Here is a 20825-nt window from a genome sequence, read left to right as displayed (position 1 = left end):
GTCGAATGGAGAAGGAGTTCGACCCCTACCTGCGGATCGACGACGTGACCGTCGATCGGAGCGACGCCGCGATGTTGCGCGCGATCGACGACCGCGGCTCGCTGTCCGGGGCCGCCGAGGCCCTCGAGCGGTCCTATCCCCGCCTCCAGCAGCGCGTGGTCGAACTCGAGGACGCGATCGGCCCGCTGGTCGAGCGCACCCGCGGCGGTGCCGGCGGCGGCGGGAGTTCGCTGACCGAGCGGGCCCGGGACCTGCTGGCGCGGTTCGATCGGCTGGTCGCGGCCTACGAAGGCGTCGCCCGCGTGGACGAGACGGTGCTGTCGGGGCCGGTCGTCGACCGGGACGGCGAACTCGCGACCGTCGCGACCGACGCGGGCGAGGTGCTGGCGGTCGTCCCGAGCGAGGCCGCGGCCGCGTCGGTGACGATCCGCTCCGACGCCGTGAGCCTCCACGCTCCCGAAGACGTGCCACGGGCCGAGGGCACCAGCGTCCGTAACCGATTCCCCGGGACCGTCTCGTGGCTCGAGGCCGGCGACGCGGTCGCTCGGGTCGGGATCGACCTCGAGGCCGCCGAGGGCAACGGTGGCGACGCGGACGACGCCGAACTCGTGGCGCTGGTTACGCGCCGCAGCGTCGAGGCGCTGGGGCTCGAGCCCGGCCGGTCGATCGTCGCCTCGGTGAAGGCGACGGCCGTGCGCGGCGTCGAGGACCGAGGGACCGACGGCGACTGAGTCGGGTTACTGCGTCCCGTCGACGCCGATCTCGTTCTCGAAGCGCGCGAAGAAGTCGTCGACGAACTGCCGGCGGGACTCGCCGAGACGGCGACCGGGGTCGGTATACAGCGCGTCTAGCCGCTCGTCGACCCACTCTCGAAGGAGCGCGACGTCCGGCAGTCCCGACGCGGCCAGTTCGGACGCCGACGCGTCGTCGATAACCGCGTACGCCTCGCCCTGCCTGCCCGACCGTTCGCCGACGATACAGGCCAGCCGGACGATCCCGCGCCCGCCGGCGGCGTCTAACTTGTCCGCGTCGAAGAGCAACCGCGCCTCGAGCGTCTCGGGCTCCGGCGAACTCGCCCGGATGCTGTGGGCGCGAACGCAGTGCGTGACGGCGTCGATTCGGTCCGGCGCCACGCCTTCCGACTCGAGGCGGGCCGCGGCCTCGGCCGCCGCCCACGCGTCGTGGTCGTCGATCTCGCCCGTTCGCTCCAGCGGCCGGCCGATGTCGTGTATCCAGGCCGCCGCGGCGAGGACATCGTTGTCGACGGGCCGTTCGCAGTCGTTTGCCAACCGAATCGCCAGATCGCGGACGCGCTCGGCGTGGAACCGATCGTGTGCCGGGAGGGCGTCGTCGTAGTAGGGCAGCGATAGCTCTCGAGCGAGCGGGCCCAGTTCCTGTGCCATCGTACCCGTGAGAAGTACCGACCGATACTATAATTCTTCTGAACTGTCGGGTCCCGTCAGAGGGGGACCGACGGCCGACGAGCCGTAGACCTTTCTCGAGGCGGGCCGTACCGACGCCCATGTACGACTCGATTCTGGTTGCGACCGACGGCAGCGAGGCGGCGGCGACGGCGGTCGACCACGCCGTTGCGCTCGCCGATCGGTTCGACGCAGCGCTGTTCGGCGTCGCCGTCGTCGACGAACGAACCGACTACGACACCGGTATCGTCGATCCCGGGGAGGCCCGCCAGCACCTCGAGGAGCGGGCGGCCGGCTGGCTCACGGACCTCGAAACACGGGCGCGCGAGGACGGGATCGAGGCCGAGACGGCGGTTCGATCGGGCGTCCCCCACGAGGAGATCCTCGCCTACGCCGACGAGGTCGGGGCCGATCCGATCGTGGTCGGCTCCCGCGGACGCTCGTCGTTCAAAGGGGCGCTGCTTGGCAGCACCGTCGATAGGGTCGTCAGGACCACGGCCCGATCGGTCCTGGTCGTCGGCGGGGGCGAAGACGCCGACCGGACGGCCGACGATCCGACTCGAGGCGCGGACGGGGAACGGACGTAGGTCCCAACGTTGGGGCGAACATTTACCTTCGCTGTCGTATGACCTAGCGCCATGTCACTGCTCGTTCCCTTCGACGGCTCGGCGTTGGCGACGCGTGCGCTCGAGCGCGCGTCGACGTTCGGCGACTTGCTCGACGAGGAAGTCGTCGCGCTGACGGTGATCCCGGACGACCCCGAGTACGCGCGGGACCGGGGCTGGATCACGCAGGGCGAACCGTTCGACATGGACGCGATCGCCGCGGGGATCGGGGATCGGGCCAACGAGGTCGCGCCCGAGGCGACGGTCCGGACCGAGCGCGTCGACTCGGACGAGCCGACCGCGACGTCGACGACCAACGTCGTCCGCGAGATCCGCCGGGTCGCCGCCGATATCGAGGCCAGCGTGGTCTTCATCGGCTCCGAGAACGCCGGCTCGGTGATCGCACCCCAGTCGAGCGTCGGGAGCCCGGTCGCGAGCGACCACCGCTACGACGTCTACGTCGTCCGCGAGCCCGGCCACGAGGTCGACCCCGAGGACCTCGCGGACATCGACTCGACGCAGGACGACCTCTGAGACGGTCCGTTGGACCGATTTACCGGTGGGACCGCGGCCCGATCTGGCTCCTTCTGCCAATGGCCGACAGGAACCGTCTGTGCGACGGTGACCCCCGTCGGAACCGGCCACCGGCTGGCGATTCGGAGGAACGTTTATTCCGTTGACCGACGACGGTTCGGACGAAATGGTCGATCGGAACGGGTGGGACCGGGACGGCACCGCGCCGACCGGGACCACCCATGACCCGCCGGCGTCGTTCGTCGAGCAGGCGAACGTCTCCGATCCGGGGATCTACGAGGCGTTCGAGGCCGACTGGCCGTCCTGCTGGACGCGCGCGGCGGACCTGCTCTCGTGGGACGAGCCCTACGACACCGTCCTCGAGGACGCGGACGCCCCCTTCTATCGGTGGTTCCCCGACGGACGACTCAACGCCGCGTACAACTGTCTGGATCGACACCTCGAGTCGGGGCGCAAGAACCACGCCGCGATCCGCTGGGAGGGCAAACAGGGCGAGCGCCGCACCTACACCTACCGCGACCTCTACGTCGAGGTCAACGAGTTCGCGGCGGCGCTGCGCGATCTCGGCGTCGAGGAAGACGATGTCGTGACGATCTATCTGCCGATGATTCCCGAGTTGCCGATCGCGATGTTGGCCTGTGCCCGCATCGGCGCACCGCACAGCGTCGTCTTTGCGGGACTCTCCGCGGACGCCTTGGCGACCCGGATGGACGCCGCCGACAGCGAGTTCCTCGTGACCTGTGACGGCTACTACCGCCGCGGCGACGCCTTCAATCAGAAGAGCAAGGCCGACAACGCACGGCTCGCGCTCGAGCAGGACGTGCGGACGGTCGTCGTCGACCGACTCGGTGACGACCTGCCCCATGTCCTCGGCGACGACGAGTACGACTATCACGAGCTTCGGGACGCGTTCGCCGGCGCGACCGTCGAGCCGGTCTCGCGGGACGCCGAGGACATGCTGTTTCTGATGTACACGTCGGGGACGACCGGCGAGCCGAAGGGCGTCGTCCACTCGACGGGCGGCTATCTCGCCCACGTCGCCTGGACGAGCCACGCCGTCCTCGACGTCAAGCCCGCGGACACCTACTGGTGTGCGGCCGATATCGGCTGGATCACCGGCCACTCCTACATCGTCTACGGCCCGCTGGCGCTGGGAACGACGACGGTGATGTACGAAGGAACTCCCGACTATCCCGACCGGGACCGCCTCTGGGAGATCGTCGACCGCAACGCCGTCGACGTCTTCTACACCGCGCCGACGGCGATCCGGGCGTTCATGAAGTGGGGCGAGGAGTACCCCACCGAACACGACCTCTCCTCGCTGCGGCTACTGGGCTCCGTCGGCGAGCCGATCAGCCCCCGGCCGTGGAACTGGTACCGCGACCACGTCGGGGGCGGCGATTGCCCGGTCGTCGACACCTGGTGGCAGACCGAGACCGGCGCGGTGACGATCTCGACGCTGCCCGGCGTCGACGAGATGAAGCCCGGCTCCGCGGGGCCGCCCCTGCCCGGCATCGACGCGAACGTCGTCGACGAGGCCGGCGATCCCGTCGAGCCCGGCCGGACCGGCTACCTCACGATCGACCGGCCGTGGCCGGGGATGGCACAGACGCTGTACGACAACGACGAGCGGTTCGTCACGGAGTACTGGCAGCGCTTTTCCGACCCCGCGGCCGACGACTGGCGCTACTTCAGCGGCGACACCGCCCGGATCGACGAGGACGGCTACATCACTGTCCTCGGCCGGGTCGACGACGTGATCAACGTCTCCGGCCACCGGCTGGGCACCATGGAGGTCGAGAGCGCGATCACCGACGTCGACGGCGTCGCCGAGGCCGCCGTCGTCGGCCGCTCGAGTCCGGCCGGCGACACCGAGATCTACGCCTACGTCAGCACCGAGAGCGGCCGCGAGCCCGGCGACCGCATCCGGGAGGCGATCCGCGAGAACGTCGCGGCGGCGATCGGACCGATCGCCAGCCCGACCGAACTCGTCTTCACGCCGGAACTGCCCAAGACCCGCTCGGGCAAGATCATGCGCCGACTGCTCGAGGACGTCGCCAACGGCGAGTCGCTGGGCGATACGAGCGCCCTGCGCAACCCGGAGATCGTCGGCGAGATCCAGGCTGAGGTCGGCGACGAGAGTTCGGACGGCGGCCGCGACCGGTAGCAGTTTCGCGCTCTCTGCGATCGCGAAACGCGGTCTGTGGACGAATCAGTCCCGTAAACGACCGCTCGTTCACGGCACCGCTGGACCGGCGATACAATTATGTTCGGGTCGCCAGAATAGGCGAACCAGACGCTATGAGTCTCGAGGGGACCACGGGGGCGGTACTCAGGCGGCGGGAGTACGAATCGCTCCTCGACGCCGCGGAGACCTACCGCGAGGCGCTGGTGATCCGGCTCTGTGGCGACGTGGGGCTGCGGCCGGCCGAACTGACCCGGCTCACGATCGACCACGTCGACCAGGTCCGGATCGACCCGCCCCGGTATCTGGTGCGCGTGCCGACGGACGACGAGCGGGGCGAACGGACCGCCTACCTGCCGACCCGCGTCGAACGCGAACTCCGGCGCTACGCCAGCAGCAACGATCTCTCGCCGGCGGATCGGATCTTCTCGGTCACGCCGCGGCGGCTCCAGATGCTCGTCTCCGACGTGGCCGACCGGGCCGGCGACCTGTTCGACGACCCCGCCCTCGCGGACGTCTCCACCAGCGACCTCCGGCAGTACTTCGCCCACACCGCCTTGGTCGACCACGACGTCAACCCCCGCGTCGTCAAGACCGCGGGGGGGTGGCGCAGCTTCGAGGCCCTTGAGCCCTATCTCCCCGAGCCCACCGACGCCGAGATCGTCGACGCCTTCGACCCCGTCGAGGGGCCGTCCGGTCCCCGGTCCGGCGATCCGGGGGCCGGTCCCGCGGTGAGCGACGACAGCGTGATCCGGCTGTTGCTGGCCGCCAGCGATCGGTACGCCCTGCTGCGGCTGGACGCGGACGGCTACGTCGAACGCTGGAACCGCAGCGCGGCCGCGATGTTCGGCTACCGGGCCGGCGAAATCGTCGGGACCCACGTCTCGACGTTTTACACCGACGACGCCGTCGCCGACGGCGCGCCCGAACGCGCCCTCTCGACCGCCCTCGACGAGTCCGGCTGCGAGACCGACGGCTGGCGCGTCCACAAGGACGGCTCGCGGTTTCGCGCGACCGAGGTCGTCTCGCCGCTCCGGGACGATCAGGGCCATCACCGCGGGTTCGCCGTCTTCGTCCGCGACGTCACCGCCGCCCACGAGGAACTCGCGGCCGCCCGCGACCGACGCGACGAACTCGAGGGACTGTACGCCGTCGCCCGGCGACACCGCGCTGTCACCCACGCGTTGCTCGAGGCGACCGACCACGAGGAGGTCGAGACGGCCACGTGCGCGACCCTGACCGACGGCCGGGCCTACGCGTTCGCCTGGATCGACCGGGCGACGTTCTCCGATCGCCGCCGCGAGTGGCGCGCCGCCAGCGGGATCGAACCCGACGCCGTTTCCCGGCTCGTCCCCGAGGAGTGGGACGGCGACGACCCGACGGTCGACCTCGAGAGCGCCGCGTTCGTCCCCGACACTGGGACCGATGGCGGTGAGCCGCCGGTCACCGTGGCCGACGACGTCGCGGCGACCGTCGGCGGGGAGCCCTTCGAGGGCGCGATCGCGCGAGTGCCGCTGGCCTACGGCGATACCGTCTACGGGACGCTCGCGGTCGCGACCGACCGGTCGACACCGTTCGAGGACGACGAACGAACGTGGCTCGCGACGGTCGGCCGGCAGGTCGGCTACGCCATCGCCGCGATCCGGCGGCGCAACCTCCTGTTGTCCGACCGCGTGATCGAACTCGAGGTCGCCTGTCGGGACGACCGCTCCTTTTTCGTCGACGCCTCGGGGCGGCTCGACTGCCGGCTCGAACTCGACTCGCTGGTGCCGATCGACGAGTCCACCCGGCTCTACTACGTCCGGCTCGCGGACGGCTCGCCCGGCGACGTCTTCGACCTCGCGGCGGACGACCCCGCGATCGAGGACTGCCGGCTGGTCGAGACCGACGAGGACGGCTGGCGGATCGAGGTCGTCGTCGAGGGCTCGTGTCCGATCGGCACGCTGACCGAGTACGGCGCGACCGTCCACGAGGCGGTCTTCGACGGCGGTACGGCGACGATCACCGCCGAGTGCGCGGCCGACGCCGATCTCCGGACGATCCTCGACGGCCTCCGCTCGGCGTTTCCCGACTCCGAACTGGTCGGCAAACGCGAGACCGAACGGGCCGTCCAGACGGCCCGCGAGTTCCGCGAGGGCCTCGAGGATCGGCTGACCGACCGTCAGGAGGCCGCACTCCGGGCGGCCTATTTCGGCGGCTACTACGACTGGCCCCGGGAGAGTACGGCCGAGGAGGTCGCCGACGCGATGGGCGTTTCCTCGCCGACGCTGCACAACCACCTGCGGAAAGGCCAACACGAACTGCTGCGGACCTTTTTCGACGATCCGGACGGGTAGCGCGGACTCGGCAGCCGACGCCGGTCGATACGTCGAGGGCTACATACCTAGAGGACCCACTCGAGCGATCGCCGACCGCGGTCGCCGGCGTATCGACGACCGCGCGATCGGCTCGTCGCGCCGTCGATTCACCCCCGTTTACGCGCGCCTCGAGCGCCTATCACGTCCTAATATAGTCAATATATGCTAGGGTATCCGGGGTGAATGGGGTCGATTTTGCACAACTAGAGGGGCTCTTTACTATGGAGGTACGTGATTGAGTGTCTGTACCATGTCACAGGAGGATGCCGAACTCGAGGCACGACTCGAGGAGCAGGAGGCCTTCGAGCCCCCCGAGTCGTTCGTCGAGCAGGCAAACGTCACTGATCAGGGGATCTACGAGGAGTTCGAGGAGAACTGGCCGGAGTGTTGGGAGCGTGCGGCCGACCTCCTCTCGTGGGACGAGGCGTACGACACCGTCCTCGAGGACGGGGACGCCCCGTTCTACGAGTGGTTCACCGGCGGCGAACTCAACGCGTCGTACAACTGTCTCGACCGACACGTAGAAGACGGTCGCGCCGACAGCGTGGCGATCGAGTGGGAAGGCGAACTCGGGGAGACGCGCACGTACACCTACGAGGAACTGCTCGACGAGGTCGAGGACTTCGCGGCGACGCTGCGGGACCTCGGCGTCGAGGAAGACGACGTCGTCACGCTGTACATGCCGATGATTCCCGAGTTGCCGATCGCGATGCTGGCGTGTGCCCGCATCGGCGCACCGCACAGCGTCGTCTTCGCCGGCTTCTCGGCGGACGCGCTGGCGACCCGGATGAACTCGGCCGACAGCGAGTATCTGGTCACCTGCGACGGCTACTACCGCCGCGGGGACGCGCTCGATCACATCTCGAAGGCCAACGAGGGCCTCGAGGGGGTCGATCACGAGGTTTCCGACGTCGTGGTCGTCGACCGGCTGGGTGACGACCTCGATCACGAGCTGGCGGGCAACCAGCACGACTACGACGACCTCGTGGCCGACCACGAGGGGTCGACGGTCGAGCCGGTCTCCCGCGACGCCGAGGACATGCTGTTCCTGATGTACACCTCGGGGACGACCGGCAAGCCGAAGGGGGTCAAACACACCACCGGCGGCTACCTCGCGTACACGGCGTGGACGAGCCACGCGGTGTTGGACATCGAGGCCGACGACACCTACTGGTGTTCGGCCGACATCGGCTGGATCACCGGCCACTCTTACATCGTCTACGGCCCGCTGGCGCTGGGGACGACCAGCGTCATGTACGAGGGGACGCCCGATTACCCCGACAAGGACCGGCTGTGGGAGATCGTCGAGAAGAACGGCGTCGACATCTTCTACACCGCGCCCACGGCGATCCGGGCGTTCATGAAGTGGGGCTCGGAGTACACCGAGAACCACGACCTGTCCTCGCTGCGGCTGCTGGGGACCGTCGGCGAGCCGATCAACCCGCGGGCGTGGAAGTGGTACTACAAGCACATCGGCAACGAGGAGTGCCCGATCGTCGACACCTGGTGGCAGACCGAGACCGGCGGGATGATGATCACGACGCTGCCGGGCGTCAACACGATGAAACCCGGCTCCGCCGGCCCGGCGCTCCCGGGCATCGACGCACAGGTCGTCGATACCGAGGGCGAGGAAGTCGAGGCCGGACGGGCCGGCTACGTCACGGTCAACAACCCTTGGCCCGGCATGCTCCGGACGCTGTACAACAACGACGAACGATTCGTCTCGGAGTACTGGGACGAGTACTCCGACCCCGACGCCGACGAGTGGGTCTACTTCCCCGAGGACGGGGCGAAGATCGACGAGGACGGCTACATCACCATCCTCGGCCGGGTCGACGACGTGATCAACGTCTCCGGCCACCGGCTGGGCACCATGGAGATCGAGTCCGCCGTCGTCGGCGTCGAAGGGATCGCCGAGGCCGCCGTCGTCGGCGGCGACCACGAGGTCAAGGGCGAGGCGGTCTACGTCTACGCCATCCCCGAGGACGGCTACGAGGACCGCCACGCCGAACTCGAGGAGAAGGCCATGGCGGCCGTCCTCGATTCGATCGGGCCGATCGCCAAACCCGAGCAGATCATCTTCACGCACGAACTGCCCAAGACCCGCTCGGGCAAGATCATGCGTCGGCTGCTCGAGGACATCGCGAGCGGCAACGAACTCGGCAACACGTCGACGCTCCGGAACCCGGGGGTCGTCGACGACATCGCGGAGCAGGTGTCGGACGACTGACGACCTGACGAACGAATTTTTCAACAACAAACGAGACCGATACAAACGATTCGCAAACATATGCCAGATAATAACACTCACGACTCGACCGACGACCGGACCGTTACGGACGGTGGCGTGGCCGGCCAAGCGGGCCAGGCCCACCGAAACACCGACTACCTCAGCTCGGAGGTGAACCTGCTGAACCCGAGTACCCAGTTCATGCGTGACCACCTACGCATCGTCTGGACGGGCTTTGTCATCTGGGTCCTCGCGGTGTGGGGCCCGGTGACGGCGACGTACCTGGCGACCGACGCGATGACGGTCGAGATGCCGGTACTGGGCTTCCCGCTGCACTACTTCCTGGTCGCCTTCGGCGCGCCGACCAGCGCCTTGCTCCTGTCGTTCTGGTACTCGCGCAAGCGTGACGCGCTAGACGAGAAGTACGGCATCGACCACGCGTCCGTCGAGAGCGCCGGTCACGAGAGCGGTGACGCGACGGCCGCCGACGGGGGGATCGACGAATGACGGGCGCTGCGACCGTTCCGCTACAGGAGAGTCTCCTGCCGGAGGCGCTCGACATCTCGTTCAAGCTCATCCCGGCGATCCTCGTGATCGGGATGCTGGGGCTGTTCCTGGCGATCGGCTTCGTCTTCCGCGTGGCCGACACCGAGGACATGTGGGTCGCCGGCCGCTCGATCGGGAACGTCGAGAACGGGATGGCGATCGGTGCCAACTGGATGTCGGCGGCGTCCTATCTCGGGATGGCGGCGTCGATCGCACTGGCCGGTTTCTACGGGCTGGTGTACGTCGTCGGCTGGACGACGGGCTATTTCATCCTGCTGATCTTCATGGCCGCACAGCTGCGCCGGTTCGGGAAGTACACCGCGCCGGACTTCGTCGGCGACCGCTTCAACTCCGACAGCGCACGCGCCATCGCGGCCGTGACGACGTTCCTCATCGGCTTCGTCTACGCCATCGGGCAGGCGAAGGGGATGGCGCTGGTCGGCCTGTACATCTTCGGTGACTACGGCGGCCTCATCCCCGGCCTCGACGGCTACCAGGTGATGGTCGTCGCCATGATGGTCATCACCGTCGGCTACCTGACGCTGTCGGGCATGATGGGCGCGACCAAGAATCAGGCCGTCCAGTACGTCATCCTCATCCTGGCGTTCGTCGTCGGCCTGTTCGTCGTCGGCTACACGAACGGCTACTCGACGGTGCTGCCACAGCTCGAGTACGGCATGCTGATCGACGACCTCGGCAGCGAGTTCAGCGAACCCTTCGCGACCTCGAGTTACTACCTGTGGGTCGCGACCACGTTCTCGCTGATCGTCGGGACCTGTGGGCTGCCCCACGTGCTGGTGCGGTTCTACACGGTCGAGAGCGAACGAACGGCCCGCTGGTCGACCGTCTGGGGGCTGTTCTTCATCTGCATCCTGTACTGGAGCGCCCCCGCGTTCGCGGCGTTCGGGACGGACCTGTACACGCAAAACGTCGGCGCGACCTACGGTGACCCCGGCATGACCGGTGCGGCCAGCGAGGTCATCGTCGTGCTGGCGGCCCAGCTGTCGGCCCTGCCACAGTGGTTCGTCGGCATCGTCGCCGCCGGCGGGATCGCCGCGGCCATCGCGACGGTCGCCGGCCTCTTCATCGCCGGCTCGTCGGCGATCAGCCACGACATCTACACGAACATCATCAACGAGGACGCGACCCAGCGCCAGCAGATCCTGGTCGGTCGCCTCTCGATCGTCGCGCTCGGCGTGCTGACGACGCTGGCCGCGCTCGATCCCGCGTCGTCGATCGCCGCGCTCGTCGGCTACGCGTTCGCGCTCGCCGGCTCCGTGCTGTTCCCGATGTTCTTCCTCGGCATGTGGTGGGAGAACGCCAACCGGCCGGGCGCGCTCGCGGGGATGACCACCGGGCTGGTCGGCTGGTCGATCCCGATGATCAACGAGATCGTCCCGACCTACGTCTCCTCGCTCGAGGCCCCGCTGTCGGCGGGCCTGGCACAGTGGATGCCGGCGATCGGCTCGGCGCTGATCACCCTGCCGGTCGTGTTCATCGTCACCATCGCCGTCTCGCTGGTGACCGAGGAGCCGGACATCGAGACCAAGCGGGTCGTCCGGCAGTGTCACAGCCCCGAACCGATGGGTCAGCAACAGACCGCCGAAGACGTCGTGACCGACGGGGGCGAGACCCCCGCGGATGACTGAATCCATGTACGATCGAATACTCGTTCCGACCGACGGTAGCGATACGGCCGAGTTGGCGGTCGAGCACGCGCTCGACCTCGCCGAACAGTACGGGGCCACGGTACACGCCCTGTACGTGGTCGATACCAACGCGATGAGTCTCAGCCTCGGTGGCGAACAGCTCGACCGCATCGAGCAGGGCCACTACGGCGAGATGGACGAGGTGCGGGAACGAGCCGAGAACGCCACGGGCTACGTGGCCGACCGCGCCCACGAACTCGGGATCGAGACCGTCGAACACGTGTCGGCGGGGCGACCCCACGATATGATCGCCAACTACGTCGCGAACAACGACATCGACCTCGTCGTCATGGGCTCGCACGGGCGCACCGGCGTCCGCCGGGCGCTGCTCGGGAGCGTGACCGAACGGACGCTCCGGTCGACCCGCGCGCCGGTACTCGTCATCGACGCCGACGAGGAGTAACGCGACTCGAGGCTCGTTTTTTCGACGCCCCATCGATCAGCGGCGACAAGACCGCGAGTCGAGACTCGAGAAGACGGGGCGACTGTGGCGGGACCGTTCGCGGGACTACTGGTTTTGCCGGACCGCCAGTTCGGCGTTCCACATGAACCCGAAGTAGGCGACGATTCCCGCGAGCATGAGCATGTAGTACACCCAGGTCGGCGGCTCGAGGAAGTAGGCGACGACCTCGACCAGCGTCACCCAGACGACCGCGAACGCGAGGTCGGTCAGGATTCCCCACCGCTCCTCGCGGGCGGTCCGCAGCCACTCGCCGGCCCCTGTCATCGGCCGCTCACCCGACGGTCGGATCCGTTCATCGTGTGGTACGTTCGCAGGGTCACGGAAAAAGCCTATCGACGCTCGTCCCCCTCCCAGTACTCGACCTCGTCGTCGAGGGCGTAGTAGCCCTCGAGCGAGCGCTCGTCGCGGCCGCCCGGCGGCGATCCGACGTAGATCCCGAACTTCTCCATCTCCGGGTAGACGGTGATATCGGGCTCGTTCATCGTCGAGAGCGCCAGATACCGCAGCGGTTCGTCGCCGTCGTTGACCACCCGGTGGCCGCCCGACTCGTCGGCCGGGAAGGTCGCGTAGTCGCCGGCCGTCAGGGGCTCGAGGCCGTCGGGCGTCCGGAGTTTCCCGTCGCCCGCCAGCACGTAGATCGCCTCCTCGTTCGCGGTGTGGTAGTGGTAGGGCCAGGACCGCTCGCCCGGCGGGAGTTCGTAGAGACTACAGCCGAGGTCGTCGGCGTCGACGGCGTTCGAGAGCTCTTTCCGGCGGAAGGTGGTCTCCTCGCGGTCGTACTGCTTCCAGTCGACGTCGCTGTCGTTGACCTTCTCCATGTTCGGGTACCGACGCTCGTCAACGGTATAATATTTCTCGCGATGCGAACCACTTTGGTCGCTACCGGTCAGGGATCGAGAAGTAAGCGAACGAGTCTCGAGGCAACCCAGCGTCCGCGAACGAAGTGAGCGGTTCACCGAGCGCGCTGACGGCGCGCTCGGCCTTTTTCATCAAAGTTTTTGCGCGGGGTCCTCGCTCGCTCGGCTCGCTCGAACCCCGCGCAAAAAGTTTGGTGGGAAAACGAAACCCCCTAACCCCGCCCGAGCGTGGGAACGGGCATGCACGACGACAGCGAGGTCGCCGTCCTCCGGCTCGGCCACCGACCGGGACGGGACGACCGGATGACCACCCACGTCGGTCTGACCGCGCGGGCGCTGGGGGCCGACCGCGTGGTCTTTCCCGACAACGCCGGCCAGTCGCTCGAGACGGTCGCCGACATCACCGACCGCTTCGGCGGCCCCTTCGAGGCCGAACTCACCGCGGGCCCACAGGGGGTCATCCGCAACTGGGAGGGCCGGGTCGTCCACCTCACGATGTACGGCGAGCGCGTCCAGGACGTCGAAGACGAGATCAGGGCGGCCCACGCCGACGCGGGCGAGCCGCTCCTGCTTGTCGTCGGCTCCGAGAAGGTCCCTTTCGACGTCTACGAGGAAGCCGACTGGAACGTCGGCGTCACCAACCAACCCCACTCCGAAGTGGCCGGGCTGGCGGTCTTTCTCGACCGGCTGTTCGAGGGCCGGGAACTCGAGCGGGAGTGGGACGACGCCGACCGGCGCGTGATTCCCACGGAAACGGGCAAGCGCGTCGAATCGGCGGATTCGGACGCCGAAGAGTAAGCCAACCGAGCGCCGACGGCCCGCGAGAGCCGTGACACCGCCTGGCCCCGCCTCAACCGCTCGAGTTGAGTAATCGAACCGGCCGGACGAGCCGCCCCCACACCAGCCCCAGCGCCGTCCGGACGGCCGCGAGGACGCCGGTCTCGTCCTCGTTCAGGACGTAGCCGTTGCCGACCCGTTCGATCGGGCTCGAGCTACTCTGGACCTCGAGTACCCGCTCGAAGTCCTCTTCCATGAGTCCGGTTCGGTCGCAGATCTCCGTCTTCGTGAGCGGCCGGTCGGCCTCCTGTAGTTCCTCGAGCAGCCAGCGACTATGAAGCGAGACGAGGTGGAACTCGTCGTCGGTCAGGTCGTCCTCGTCGGTCTCGGAACCGTCGTCGGTCCGTCGCGCATACAGCCCGTCGAGACAGATCCAGCAACCGGCCGCCAGCAACGCGGCGGCGATCCAGCGGGTCCCCTCTTGTAACTGCACGGCACCCGCGGCGACGGCGAACAGGCCGACGCCGATCCAGGCGAGCGCCGGGTCGATGTCGAACTCCTCGAACGCGCTCTCGAGCAGCGGCGCGCCGATCGCGATACCGAGGACCGTCCCGAGAACGCTCAGGTCGAGGTCCAGAACGATGACCGCGCCCGCGGTGACGAGGGCGATGACGACGTCGGTACGGTCGATTCGATCACCGACTCGAGCGGCCGACTCGCGAAGCATCTGTCGACAATACAACACCATCGCTACTAAGCGTACCGCTCGGCGTCGGCCGCCCGGACTCGCGACGGCCGTGCGGGAGCAGCTGTAAGAGAGGTACAATTTTAAACATGGGATTCGGTATCACGATTCATGGACTTGGAAGCGGTCGACGAATCCGCCCTCGCGGGCAACGTCGCGAAGCTATTCGACCAGACGGCGGCCCACCACGGGGACGCACAGGCGATGGAACATCACGGCCGGCGCTGGACCCACGCGGAGGTCCGCGACTGGACCGCCGAACTCGCCGGCGGCTTCCACGACCTCGGCCTCGAGCCCGGGGATCGTGCCCTCCTGTTCCTGCCGAACTGTCCGCAGTATCTGATCGCCTCGATCGGCGCGTTCAAGGCCGGCGTCGAGATCTCGCCGGTCAACCCCCAGTACAAGCGTCGCGAAGTGGCCTACCAGCTCGAGGACACGGACGCGGGCGCGATCGTTACCCATCCGGCGCTGCGGGAGGTCGTCGACGAGGCGATCGAGGACGCCGGAATGGAACCGGAGATAATCACCATTCAAAGCGAGGACTGGCCCCGCGATCCCGAGGACCACGCCTTCGAGGAGTTGCGCGGCGAGCCGACCATGGTCGAACGTGCGGACGACGACGTCGCCTTGCTGCCGTACACCTCCGGGACGACCGGCGATCCGAAGGGCGTCCAGCTCACTCACGAGAACACGCGGGCCCAGCTCATGTGGCCCCTGGCGGCTTCGAACGTCGACGTCGAGCCCGAGAACGTCCGCAGTCTGACCTGGCTCCCGCTCTACCACATCACTGGCTTCACCCACACCGCCCTCCAGCCGCTGGTCGGCGGCGGCCGGCTCTACTTCCGCAGCGCCCTCGAGTGGGACGCCCAGGAGTGTATGCAACTCATCGAGGACGAAGGGATCACCCACTACGTCGGCGTGACGACGATGTACGCCGACATGGTCGCGTCCGATGACTTCGGCGAGTACGATCTCTCGAGCCTCGAGTCGGCCTCGGAGGGCGGCGCGAAGCTCTCGCCGTCGGTCCAGGAACGGTTCGAGGAGGTCGCCGGCGTCGATATCTCGGAGGGGTACGGCCTCACGGAGACCCACGGCGCAACCCACACCCAGAGCGGCTCGACCTTCGGCCTGCAACACGGGACGATCGGCCAGCCTCTCCGGATGACCGACTGCAAGATCGTCGACGGATCGGGCGACGAGGTCGCCCCCGGCGAGGAGGGCGAACTCGTCGTCCGCGGGCCCCAGGTCATGAAGGGGTATCTCAACATGCCCAAAGCGACCGAGGCGGCCTTTACCGAGAACGGCTACTTCCGGACCGGCGACATCGCCCGCCGCGACGGGAACAACTACTACGAGATCGTCGACCGGAAGAAACACATGATCAACACCGCCGGCTACAACGTCTACCCCAGCGAACTCGAGAACCTGCTGCTGGAACACGAGGCCGTCGCGGACGCCGCCGTCGTCGGGATTCCGGACGAGCGACGCAACGAGGTGCCGAAGGCCTTCATCGTCCCCGCCGAAGGCGTCGAACCCGGCAGCGACGTGACCGCCGACGAGTTACAGGAGTTCTGTCTCGCTGAGGTCGCCGAGTACAAACACCCCCGCGAGGTCGAGTTCATCGAGGAACTGCCCCGCACGACCTCGGGGAAGATCCAGAAGTACAAGCTCGAGGACGACGCGTCGTAACTCTCGACACCCTCCTCACGCGATCTCGTAGTATCTGACGCCGTCTTCCGTTTCGTACGTTACCGCACCCTCTCGCTCGAGCGTGCCGAGCGCGCCGAGGGTATCGAGCAGCGGAGCCATGTGCCGCACCGTCCCGACGCGTTGTTCGGCGATCGCCAGCGGGCTCGCGGGTCCGACGGCCGCGGCGGCCTCCCGGGTCTCCTCGAGGAGCGCGTCTAGTCGGTCCCGAGTGCTCTCGATGACCGCTTGCGGCCCCTCGAAGACGGGGCCGTGGCCCGGGAAGACAACCGTCGCGTCCGTCTCGGCCAGTCGGTCCATCGCCTCGTAGTAGGCGTCGACTGCCCCGTCGGCACCGTGGTCGAGGCCGACCTGGAAGGCACCGGCGCGAAACGGCTCGATGAGCGCGTCGCCCGAAAACAACACCGTCGTCCCTTCGACGGTCGTCTCGAAACACAGGTGATCGACCGCGTGACCCGGCGTCGCGAACGTCTCGAACTCCCGACCGCCGATCGCGACCGTCGCGTCGGGCTCGATCGTGCGGGCGGTCTCGGGCTCGACCAGTCGCCGATCGCGGCGTAGTTCCTCGAGTTCCTCCTCGACGATCTCCGTGGCTCTGTCGCCCTCGTAGCCCGCCGCCGTCGTCATCTCGCGAAAGCCCTCGCGGGCGGTCTCGAGGTCTCGCTCGAGTCGCGACAGCGACCGCGCCGGCGCGTGGACGGTCGCGCCGGCCGCCCGGAGGACGGGCAACTGGCCGATATGGTCGCTGTGGACGTGGGTTACGACGACGTGGTCGATGTCGGCCGGTTCGTAGCCGATCTCCGCCAGCCCCTCGCGCAGTTCCGTCTCGCCGGCATCGTCCGGTGCGCCCGCGTCGAACAGGATCGGCTCCTCGCCCTCGAGCAAGTAGGCGGCGACGTGTTTGGGTGGCCAGGGAACGTCGAACTCGAGGCGATGGATCCGTTCGTGGGCGCGGTCAGCTCGGACGGCTCCGCAGGAGGCATCGGCAGTCATTGTCCTGAGAAGTGCCACCCAGCCACATAAACGTCGCGCCCGAACACGCTGACGGCGCTCGGATTCGTCGCAGTCGCGGTGGAACTTGCCACGACTCGGCCGGTCGGTCGCGCGCGGGGCAGTTGGCAAGACTTAATGGCGTCATGCCGTTACATGGCGGTAATGGCTTTTGAGGACCTGCTCGAGGACCCGGTGATCCAGAAATATTTGCACGAGCTGGTCGGTCCCAAGGGGATGCCCGTCGCGGCGGCACCGCCGGACGGGGAAGTGACCGACGAGGAGCTCGCCGAGGAACTCGACCTCGAGTTGAACGACGTGCGGCGCGCGCTGTTCATTCTCTACGAGAACGATCTCGCCACGTATCGGCGACTGCGCGACGAGGACTCGGGGTGGCTGACCTACCTCTGGACCTTCGAGTACGACAACATCCCGGAGAACCTAGAGGAGGAGATGTACCGGCTGCGCGAGGCCCTCGACGAACGCCGGGAGTACGAGCGCAACCACGAGTTCTACCTCTGTGAGATCTGTTCCATCCGCTTCGAGTTCGGCGAGGCGATGGACTTCGGCTTCGAGTGCCCCGAATGTGGCTCGCCGCTGGAATCGATGGACAACGACCGACTCGTCAACGCGATGGACGACCGCCTCGACGCGCTCGAGGACGAACTCAACATCGACGCGGACGCCTAATGGTCGTACTCGCAACCAAGCTATACGTCGAAGGAGAGGCCCGCGAACGGGCGCTGGACTCGCTGCGATCGCTGGTCGGCAACGAGATAGCCGATCTCGACGTCGAGTTCGAGATCGGCGTACGCCACGACGATTTCCCGTCGGTGACGGTCGAGGGCGACGACGCCACCGTCGCGCGCAACGTCCTCCGCGAGGAGTTCGGCGAGATCGTCCCCGATCTCGAGCCCGGCGAGACCTACGTCGGCACCCTCGAGTCGTGGGACGACGACGGGTTCGTCCTCGACGCGGGACAGGGCGACGGCGTCCGGATCCCGACCGACGAACTCGGGCTCGGCCCGGGGTCGGCGACGCAGATCCGCGAACGGTACGGGCTGGTCCAGCATCTCCCGCTCCGATTCGTGTACGGTGGCGATGACCCGTCCCGTCTGTCCGACGCAGAACAGGATCGCCTCTACGAGTGGACCCGCGGCGATGGCCGTCTCAACGTCAACAGCGCGACCCGAGCGGAAGTACGGGCCACGCTCAACCGCGCCGGCCACGCCCAGGACTACGTCACCGTCGAACGGCTCGGCCTGCTCGAGCAGAGCGTGATCTGTCCCGAAGACACCGATCCGCCGGGGTTGCTCGCGAGCGTCGGCGAGTACCTCCCGGCCGAACTCCGCTGTGTCGTTCCCTAGCATGAACCGACGGCTCCTCTTCGCGATGGTCGCAGTCGCCCTGTTGACGATGGGGGCCGGTTGTTCGGCGTTTTCCGGCGGGATCTCCGACGAGCAGCTCGATCAGGACGCCGACTACGACGATCTGCGCGACAGCGACGCCGACGTCGCTATCGAGATCGAGGGGGGCAACGTGATCAGCAACGGCGAGTTCCGCGCAGTCTACGACCTCGAGGACACCGACGAACTCTCGCTGTATCGCTCCTCGCTCTATCAGGACGACCCCCTCGATATCAGCGCCGTCCGCTACTGGTATCCCAATGGGACCGAAGTGAACGGCTCGGATCTGGAGATCGAGCAGGGCCAGTCCGAAACGACCGTGCAGGTTCCGAACGGGAACGGAACGCTGGCGTTCTCCGGTGACGCCGGCCGGAAGACCTTCCAGTTGCCGGCCTACGTCGACGGCTCCTACGAGGTGACGGTCCCCGAGAACCACCGGACCTCGAATTTCTTCTTCGGGGATGTCTCGCCGAACGGCTACGAGCGCGAGGTCGTCGACGACCGAGAACGGCTCGTGTGGGACGAAGTCGACAGTCCGATCTCGCTTCGGTACTACCTCACGCGTGACATCCCGCTGTTCCTCGGACTCATCGGTGTAACCGCGCTACTCGGTGGGATCGGGATCGCCTACTACTACCGGCAGATCAGACGGCTTCGGGAGCAACGCGAGGAGTTCGGGCTCGACGTCGATACCGAGGACGAGTCCGACGACGGGCCGCCGGGACTGTTATAATCAGTTCGCCGATACGCGGGCTCGATCCCGTCCGAGGAGGTTCGAAGCGCCGTTTTCAGCCGTGAATCGTTCGCTCGTCGAGCCAGACGACTTCGTCGCCGTCGATCTCGATCCGGCCCTTGACGTGGGTCGTCTCGACGCGTGGCGGCTCGAGGCTGCCGGGTCGAACCGACCGCGTCACGTCGACGTCGTCGACCAGCCAGCCGTAGTAGCGGTCCGCGTCGTCGGTCACGGCGAAGACGAGCAGTTTGGGCTCGTCGACGCGGGCGGTCGTCCGAAGCGACGAGCCGAAGGCCCGCGGGAGGTCGACGACTCTGACCCGCTCGCCGGCGACCGTGATCGTTCCCGCGTCCCACGGGTCCGCAGCGTCTGCGAGGGGCTCGTCGTCCGTCACGCCGAGGACCGATTCGACCGATTCGGCGCCGACACAGTAGCGTCGCTCCTCGAGGTCGAACGTGAGGACGGTGACGGGGTCGTTCGTCTCCTGACGGTCGTCGGGGTTCGAAGCCGAGCCCATTCGAACTGGACGAAGTCCGTTCGGAAAATAAGCCTTCCGGATGGTTGAATTTTCGGTCAAATGACGTACGAGGCGACCGGGATGGTAATCGATGGTCGGCGACGTGTCAGTTCCGACGACTCCCACGGTGGAGTCAACGTTTTATTGGTGGAACCTGATACACGAACAGGACCATGGCCCCGGATCTCTCGGAAAAGCTTCTCGGAATCGATATCGACGACGACCGGCCCGATGACGGCGACGAGGACGACCAGGAGACGTTGCTCCGGTTCGTCTTCGTCGGCGTCGGCGAACACCGACTCGCGCTCCCGGTCGATGCGGTCAGAACCATCGCGGAACCGCCGGACGAACTGACACGGGTCCCGCGTGCCCCGCCCGCAATCGAGGGGCTGATGGACCTTCGTGGGGAGATCACGGCCGTCATCGATCCGCGGGTCCACTTCCCGGTCACCGAGGAGCGGTCGGGGCGCGAGCGCCTGCTCGTTCTCGATCGACCGAGCGATCGGCAGTCGGCAGCGATCCGGGTCGACGAGGTCATCGGCGTCGAGACGGTGCCGGAAAGCGACATCGTCGACGCCGAGTCGGTCGCGGACAGCGACCTCACGGGCGACGCCCTCGAGCATCCGCTGGTCGTCGCGATCGTGACCAAAGAGCGGGACCCGAGCGTCGACGTCGGCGGTGTCCGCTCCGAGCGACCGACCAACGACGGGATCGGTGCTGTCCCCGGTGCCGAGATGGGTGGCGGAACCGAAGCCGGCGGCTCCGCGGCCCTGTCCATGGGGTCGGCCGGCGGTGCGCTCGGGGAATCGATCGGCGACACGTTCGAAGTCGAGCCGACCGACGAGTCGGCCGCCGAACCCGATGAGGGCGACGGGGAGGAGACGACGACGGAGATCGTCGTCGAAGCGACGGCCGTGGTCGACATCGAGCGGTTGTTATTGGCGTCCGGTGGGTCGTAACGAAAGGCGAACCCACGCCGTCCGCTAAGAGGGGCTTTGAGCCGGGTCTTCGTGCCGTATTCGTCGTTTATCACGTCTGATAAT

General features: G+C 67.5%; 21 protein-coding genes. 15 read left to right on the top strand and 6 right to left on the bottom strand.

Annotation, left to right across the window (positions count from 1 at the left end; all coding sequences use genetic code 11):
- Window positions 1-5 precede the first annotated feature (5 nt).
- A complete protein-coding gene (locus tag NP511_RS04115) occupies window positions 6-731 on the top strand; it encodes a TOBE domain-containing protein (RefSeq protein ID WP_049964522.1) in 726 nt (241 codons plus the stop codon).
- Between the two features lie 6 nt (window positions 732-737).
- Here the strand turns inward: NP511_RS04115 and NP511_RS04110 are convergent, their stop codons facing one another.
- Window positions 738-1403 carry an HD domain-containing protein gene (locus tag NP511_RS04110; RefSeq protein WP_049964521.1) on the bottom strand — a complete coding sequence of 222 codons (666 nt, stop codon included), beginning with the start codon at window positions 1401-1403 and terminating at the stop codon, window positions 738-740.
- A gap of 119 nt (window positions 1404-1522) precedes the next feature.
- On the opposite strand from NP511_RS04110, the gene NP511_RS04105 reads away from it, so the two are divergent.
- The 8 genes from NP511_RS04105 to NP511_RS04070 all read left to right on the top strand — a co-directional run bounded on the left by NP511_RS04105 (window position 1523) and on the right by NP511_RS04070 (window position 11990).
- Window positions 1523-2008, top strand: a complete 486-nt coding sequence (locus tag NP511_RS04105; RefSeq protein ID WP_049964520.1) for a universal stress protein — start codon at window positions 1523-1525, stop codon at window positions 2006-2008.
- Window positions 2009-2059: 51 nt separating this feature from the next.
- Window positions 2060-2560, top strand: a complete 501-nt coding sequence (locus tag NP511_RS04100; protein WP_049964518.1) for a universal stress protein — start codon at window positions 2060-2062, stop codon at window positions 2558-2560.
- A 166-nt stretch (window positions 2561-2726) separates the two neighbouring features.
- Window positions 2727-4727, top strand: a complete 2001-nt coding sequence (acs, locus tag NP511_RS04095) for an acetate--CoA ligase (RefSeq protein WP_049964567.1) — start codon at window positions 2727-2729, stop codon at window positions 4725-4727.
- Between the two features lie 134 nt (window positions 4728-4861).
- The gene (locus NP511_RS04090; protein ID WP_049964517.1) at window positions 4862-7081 is read left to right on the top strand and encodes a bacterio-opsin activator domain-containing protein; all 2220 of its coding nucleotides are present in this window, start codon (window positions 4862-4864) and stop codon (window positions 7079-7081) included.
- 271 nt (window positions 7082-7352) lie between these two features.
- Window positions 7353-9332 (top strand): acetate--CoA ligase, encoded by a 1980-nt coding sequence (acs, locus tag NP511_RS04085; protein ID WP_049964516.1) that lies wholly within the window; start codon window positions 7353-7355, stop codon window positions 9330-9332.
- Window positions 9333-9392: 60 nt separating this feature from the next.
- On the top strand, window positions 9393-9839 hold the full coding sequence (locus NP511_RS04080) for a DUF4212 domain-containing protein (protein WP_211249081.1): 447 nt from the start codon (window positions 9393-9395) through the stop codon (window positions 9837-9839).
- The gene (locus tag NP511_RS04075) at window positions 9836-11527 is read left to right on the top strand and encodes a VC_2705 family sodium/solute symporter (RefSeq protein ID WP_049964515.1); all 1692 of its coding nucleotides are present in this window, start codon (window positions 9836-9838) and stop codon (window positions 11525-11527) included. Before NP511_RS04080 ends, NP511_RS04075 begins: the two co-directional genes overlap by 4 nt.
- A gap of 4 nt (window positions 11528-11531) precedes the next feature.
- Window positions 11532-11990 carry a universal stress protein gene (locus tag NP511_RS04070; protein WP_172704538.1) on the top strand — a complete coding sequence of 153 codons (459 nt, stop codon included), beginning with the start codon at window positions 11532-11534 and terminating at the stop codon, window positions 11988-11990.
- A gap of 105 nt (window positions 11991-12095) precedes the next feature.
- Here NP511_RS04070 and NP511_RS04065 read toward each other — a convergent pair whose 3' ends face one another.
- Together NP511_RS04065 and NP511_RS04060 are read right to left on the bottom strand one after the other, a co-directional pair.
- The gene (locus NP511_RS04065) at window positions 12096-12314 is read right to left on the bottom strand and encodes a DUF8119 family protein (protein ID WP_006181866.1); all 219 of its coding nucleotides are present in this window, start codon (window positions 12312-12314) and stop codon (window positions 12096-12098) included.
- A gap of 65 nt (window positions 12315-12379) precedes the next feature.
- On the bottom strand, window positions 12380-12868 hold the full coding sequence (locus NP511_RS04060; RefSeq protein WP_049964514.1) for a cupin domain-containing protein: 489 nt from the start codon (window positions 12866-12868) through the stop codon (window positions 12380-12382).
- Between the two features lie 279 nt (window positions 12869-13147).
- Here NP511_RS04060 and NP511_RS04055 point away from each other — a divergent pair, with 279 nt between their 5' ends.
- The gene (locus tag NP511_RS04055; RefSeq protein WP_049964513.1) at window positions 13148-13705 is read left to right on the top strand and encodes a tRNA (cytidine(56)-2'-O)-methyltransferase; all 558 of its coding nucleotides are present in this window, start codon (window positions 13148-13150) and stop codon (window positions 13703-13705) included.
- 52 nt (window positions 13706-13757) lie between these two features.
- Here NP511_RS04055 and NP511_RS04050 read toward each other — a convergent pair whose 3' ends face one another.
- The gene (locus NP511_RS04050) at window positions 13758-14411 is read right to left on the bottom strand and encodes a hypothetical protein (RefSeq protein ID WP_049964512.1); all 654 of its coding nucleotides are present in this window, start codon (window positions 14409-14411) and stop codon (window positions 13758-13760) included.
- Window positions 14412-14540: 129 nt separating this feature from the next.
- Between NP511_RS04050 and NP511_RS04045 the strand changes: the two genes are divergently transcribed.
- Window positions 14541-16118, top strand: coding sequence for a class I adenylate-forming enzyme family protein (locus NP511_RS04045; protein WP_049964511.1), 1578 nt, complete (start codon window positions 14541-14543; stop codon window positions 16116-16118).
- 15 nt (window positions 16119-16133) lie between these two features.
- On the opposite strand, the gene NP511_RS04040 is transcribed toward NP511_RS04045, so the two are convergent.
- Window positions 16134-17129 (bottom strand): MBL fold metallo-hydrolase, encoded by a 996-nt coding sequence (locus tag NP511_RS04040; protein ID WP_049964510.1) that lies wholly within the window; start codon window positions 17127-17129, stop codon window positions 16134-16136.
- A gap of 162 nt (window positions 17130-17291) precedes the next feature.
- Between NP511_RS04040 and NP511_RS04035 the strand changes: the two genes are divergently transcribed.
- The 3 genes from NP511_RS04035 to NP511_RS04025 are packed head-to-tail and all read left to right on the top strand — an operon-like array spanning window position 17292 to window position 19265.
- Window positions 17292-17816 carry a transcription factor gene (locus NP511_RS04035; protein WP_006181860.1) on the top strand — a complete coding sequence of 175 codons (525 nt, stop codon included), beginning with the start codon at window positions 17292-17294 and terminating at the stop codon, window positions 17814-17816.
- On the top strand, window positions 17816-18493 hold the full coding sequence (locus tag NP511_RS04030; protein ID WP_006649022.1) for a DUF2110 family protein: 678 nt from the start codon (window positions 17816-17818) through the stop codon (window positions 18491-18493). The genes NP511_RS04035 and NP511_RS04030 overlap by 1 nt, the downstream gene beginning before the upstream one ends.
- 1 nt (window position 18494) lies before the next feature.
- A complete protein-coding gene (locus NP511_RS04025) occupies window positions 18495-19265 on the top strand; it encodes a DUF5803 family protein (protein WP_049964509.1) in 771 nt (256 codons plus the stop codon).
- Window positions 19266-19320: 55 nt separating this feature from the next.
- Here the strand turns inward: NP511_RS04025 and NP511_RS04020 are convergent, their stop codons facing one another.
- Window positions 19321-19782, bottom strand: a complete 462-nt coding sequence (locus tag NP511_RS04020) for a chemotaxis protein CheW (protein ID WP_049964508.1) — start codon at window positions 19780-19782, stop codon at window positions 19321-19323.
- Between the two features lie 173 nt (window positions 19783-19955).
- Here NP511_RS04020 and NP511_RS04015 point away from each other — a divergent pair, with 173 nt between their 5' ends.
- Window positions 19956-20741 carry a chemotaxis protein CheW gene (locus tag NP511_RS04015; protein ID WP_049964507.1) on the top strand — a complete coding sequence of 262 codons (786 nt, stop codon included), beginning with the start codon at window positions 19956-19958 and terminating at the stop codon, window positions 20739-20741.
- Window positions 20742-20825 lie beyond the last annotated feature (84 nt).

It is taken from the genome of Natrinema thermotolerans (assembly GCF_031165565.1).
Classification (GTDB): Archaea; Halobacteriota; Halobacteria; order Halobacteriales; family Natrialbaceae; genus Natrinema; species Natrinema thermotolerans.
The sequence above is the reverse complement of the archived record's forward strand: the minus strand, read 5'-3'. Positions and strand labels throughout refer to the sequence as shown.

Bases quoted from the DNA above. Each gene is read 5' to 3' on its own strand.
- NP511_RS04115 (WP_049964522.1), top strand. From the start codon at position 6: ATGGAGAAGGAGTTCGACCCCTACCTGCGGATCGACGACGTGACCGTC.
- NP511_RS04110 (WP_049964521.1), bottom strand. From the start codon at position 1,403: ATGGCACAGGAACTGGGCCCGCTCGCTCGAGAGCTATCGCTGCCCTAC.
- NP511_RS04105 (WP_049964520.1), top strand. From the start codon at position 1,523: ATGTACGACTCGATTCTGGTTGCGACCGACGGCAGCGAGGCGGCGGCG.
- NP511_RS04100 (WP_049964518.1), top strand. From the start codon at position 2,060: ATGTCACTGCTCGTTCCCTTCGACGGCTCGGCGTTGGCGACGCGTGCG.
- acs (WP_049964567.1), top strand. From the start codon at position 2,727: ATGGTCGATCGGAACGGGTGGGACCGGGACGGCACCGCGCCGACCGGG.
- NP511_RS04090 (WP_049964517.1), top strand. From the start codon at position 4,862: ATGAGTCTCGAGGGGACCACGGGGGCGGTACTCAGGCGGCGGGAGTAC.
- acs (WP_049964516.1), top strand. From the start codon at position 7,353: ATGTCACAGGAGGATGCCGAACTCGAGGCACGACTCGAGGAGCAGGAG.
- NP511_RS04080 (WP_211249081.1), top strand. From the start codon at position 9,393: ATGCCAGATAATAACACTCACGACTCGACCGACGACCGGACCGTTACG.
- NP511_RS04075 (WP_049964515.1), top strand. From the start codon at position 9,836: ATGACGGGCGCTGCGACCGTTCCGCTACAGGAGAGTCTCCTGCCGGAG.
- NP511_RS04070 (WP_172704538.1), top strand. From the start codon at position 11,532: ATGTACGATCGAATACTCGTTCCGACCGACGGTAGCGATACGGCCGAG.
- NP511_RS04065 (WP_006181866.1), bottom strand. From the start codon at position 12,314: ATGACAGGGGCCGGCGAGTGGCTGCGGACCGCCCGCGAGGAGCGGTGG.
- NP511_RS04060 (WP_049964514.1), bottom strand. From the start codon at position 12,868: ATGGAGAAGGTCAACGACAGCGACGTCGACTGGAAGCAGTACGACCGC.
- NP511_RS04055 (WP_049964513.1), top strand. From the start codon at position 13,148: ATGCACGACGACAGCGAGGTCGCCGTCCTCCGGCTCGGCCACCGACCG.
- NP511_RS04050 (WP_049964512.1), bottom strand. From the start codon at position 14,411: ATGCTTCGCGAGTCGGCCGCTCGAGTCGGTGATCGAATCGACCGTACC.
- NP511_RS04045 (WP_049964511.1), top strand. From the start codon at position 14,541: ATGGACTTGGAAGCGGTCGACGAATCCGCCCTCGCGGGCAACGTCGCG.
- NP511_RS04040 (WP_049964510.1), bottom strand. From the start codon at position 17,129: ATGACTGCCGATGCCTCCTGCGGAGCCGTCCGAGCTGACCGCGCCCAC.
- NP511_RS04035 (WP_006181860.1), top strand. From the start codon at position 17,292: ATGGCTTTTGAGGACCTGCTCGAGGACCCGGTGATCCAGAAATATTTG.
- NP511_RS04030 (WP_006649022.1), top strand. From the start codon at position 17,816: ATGGTCGTACTCGCAACCAAGCTATACGTCGAAGGAGAGGCCCGCGAA.
- NP511_RS04025 (WP_049964509.1), top strand. From the start codon at position 18,495: ATGAACCGACGGCTCCTCTTCGCGATGGTCGCAGTCGCCCTGTTGACG.
- NP511_RS04020 (WP_049964508.1), bottom strand. From the start codon at position 19,782: ATGGGCTCGGCTTCGAACCCCGACGACCGTCAGGAGACGAACGACCCC.
- NP511_RS04015 (WP_049964507.1), top strand. From the start codon at position 19,956: ATGGCCCCGGATCTCTCGGAAAAGCTTCTCGGAATCGATATCGACGAC.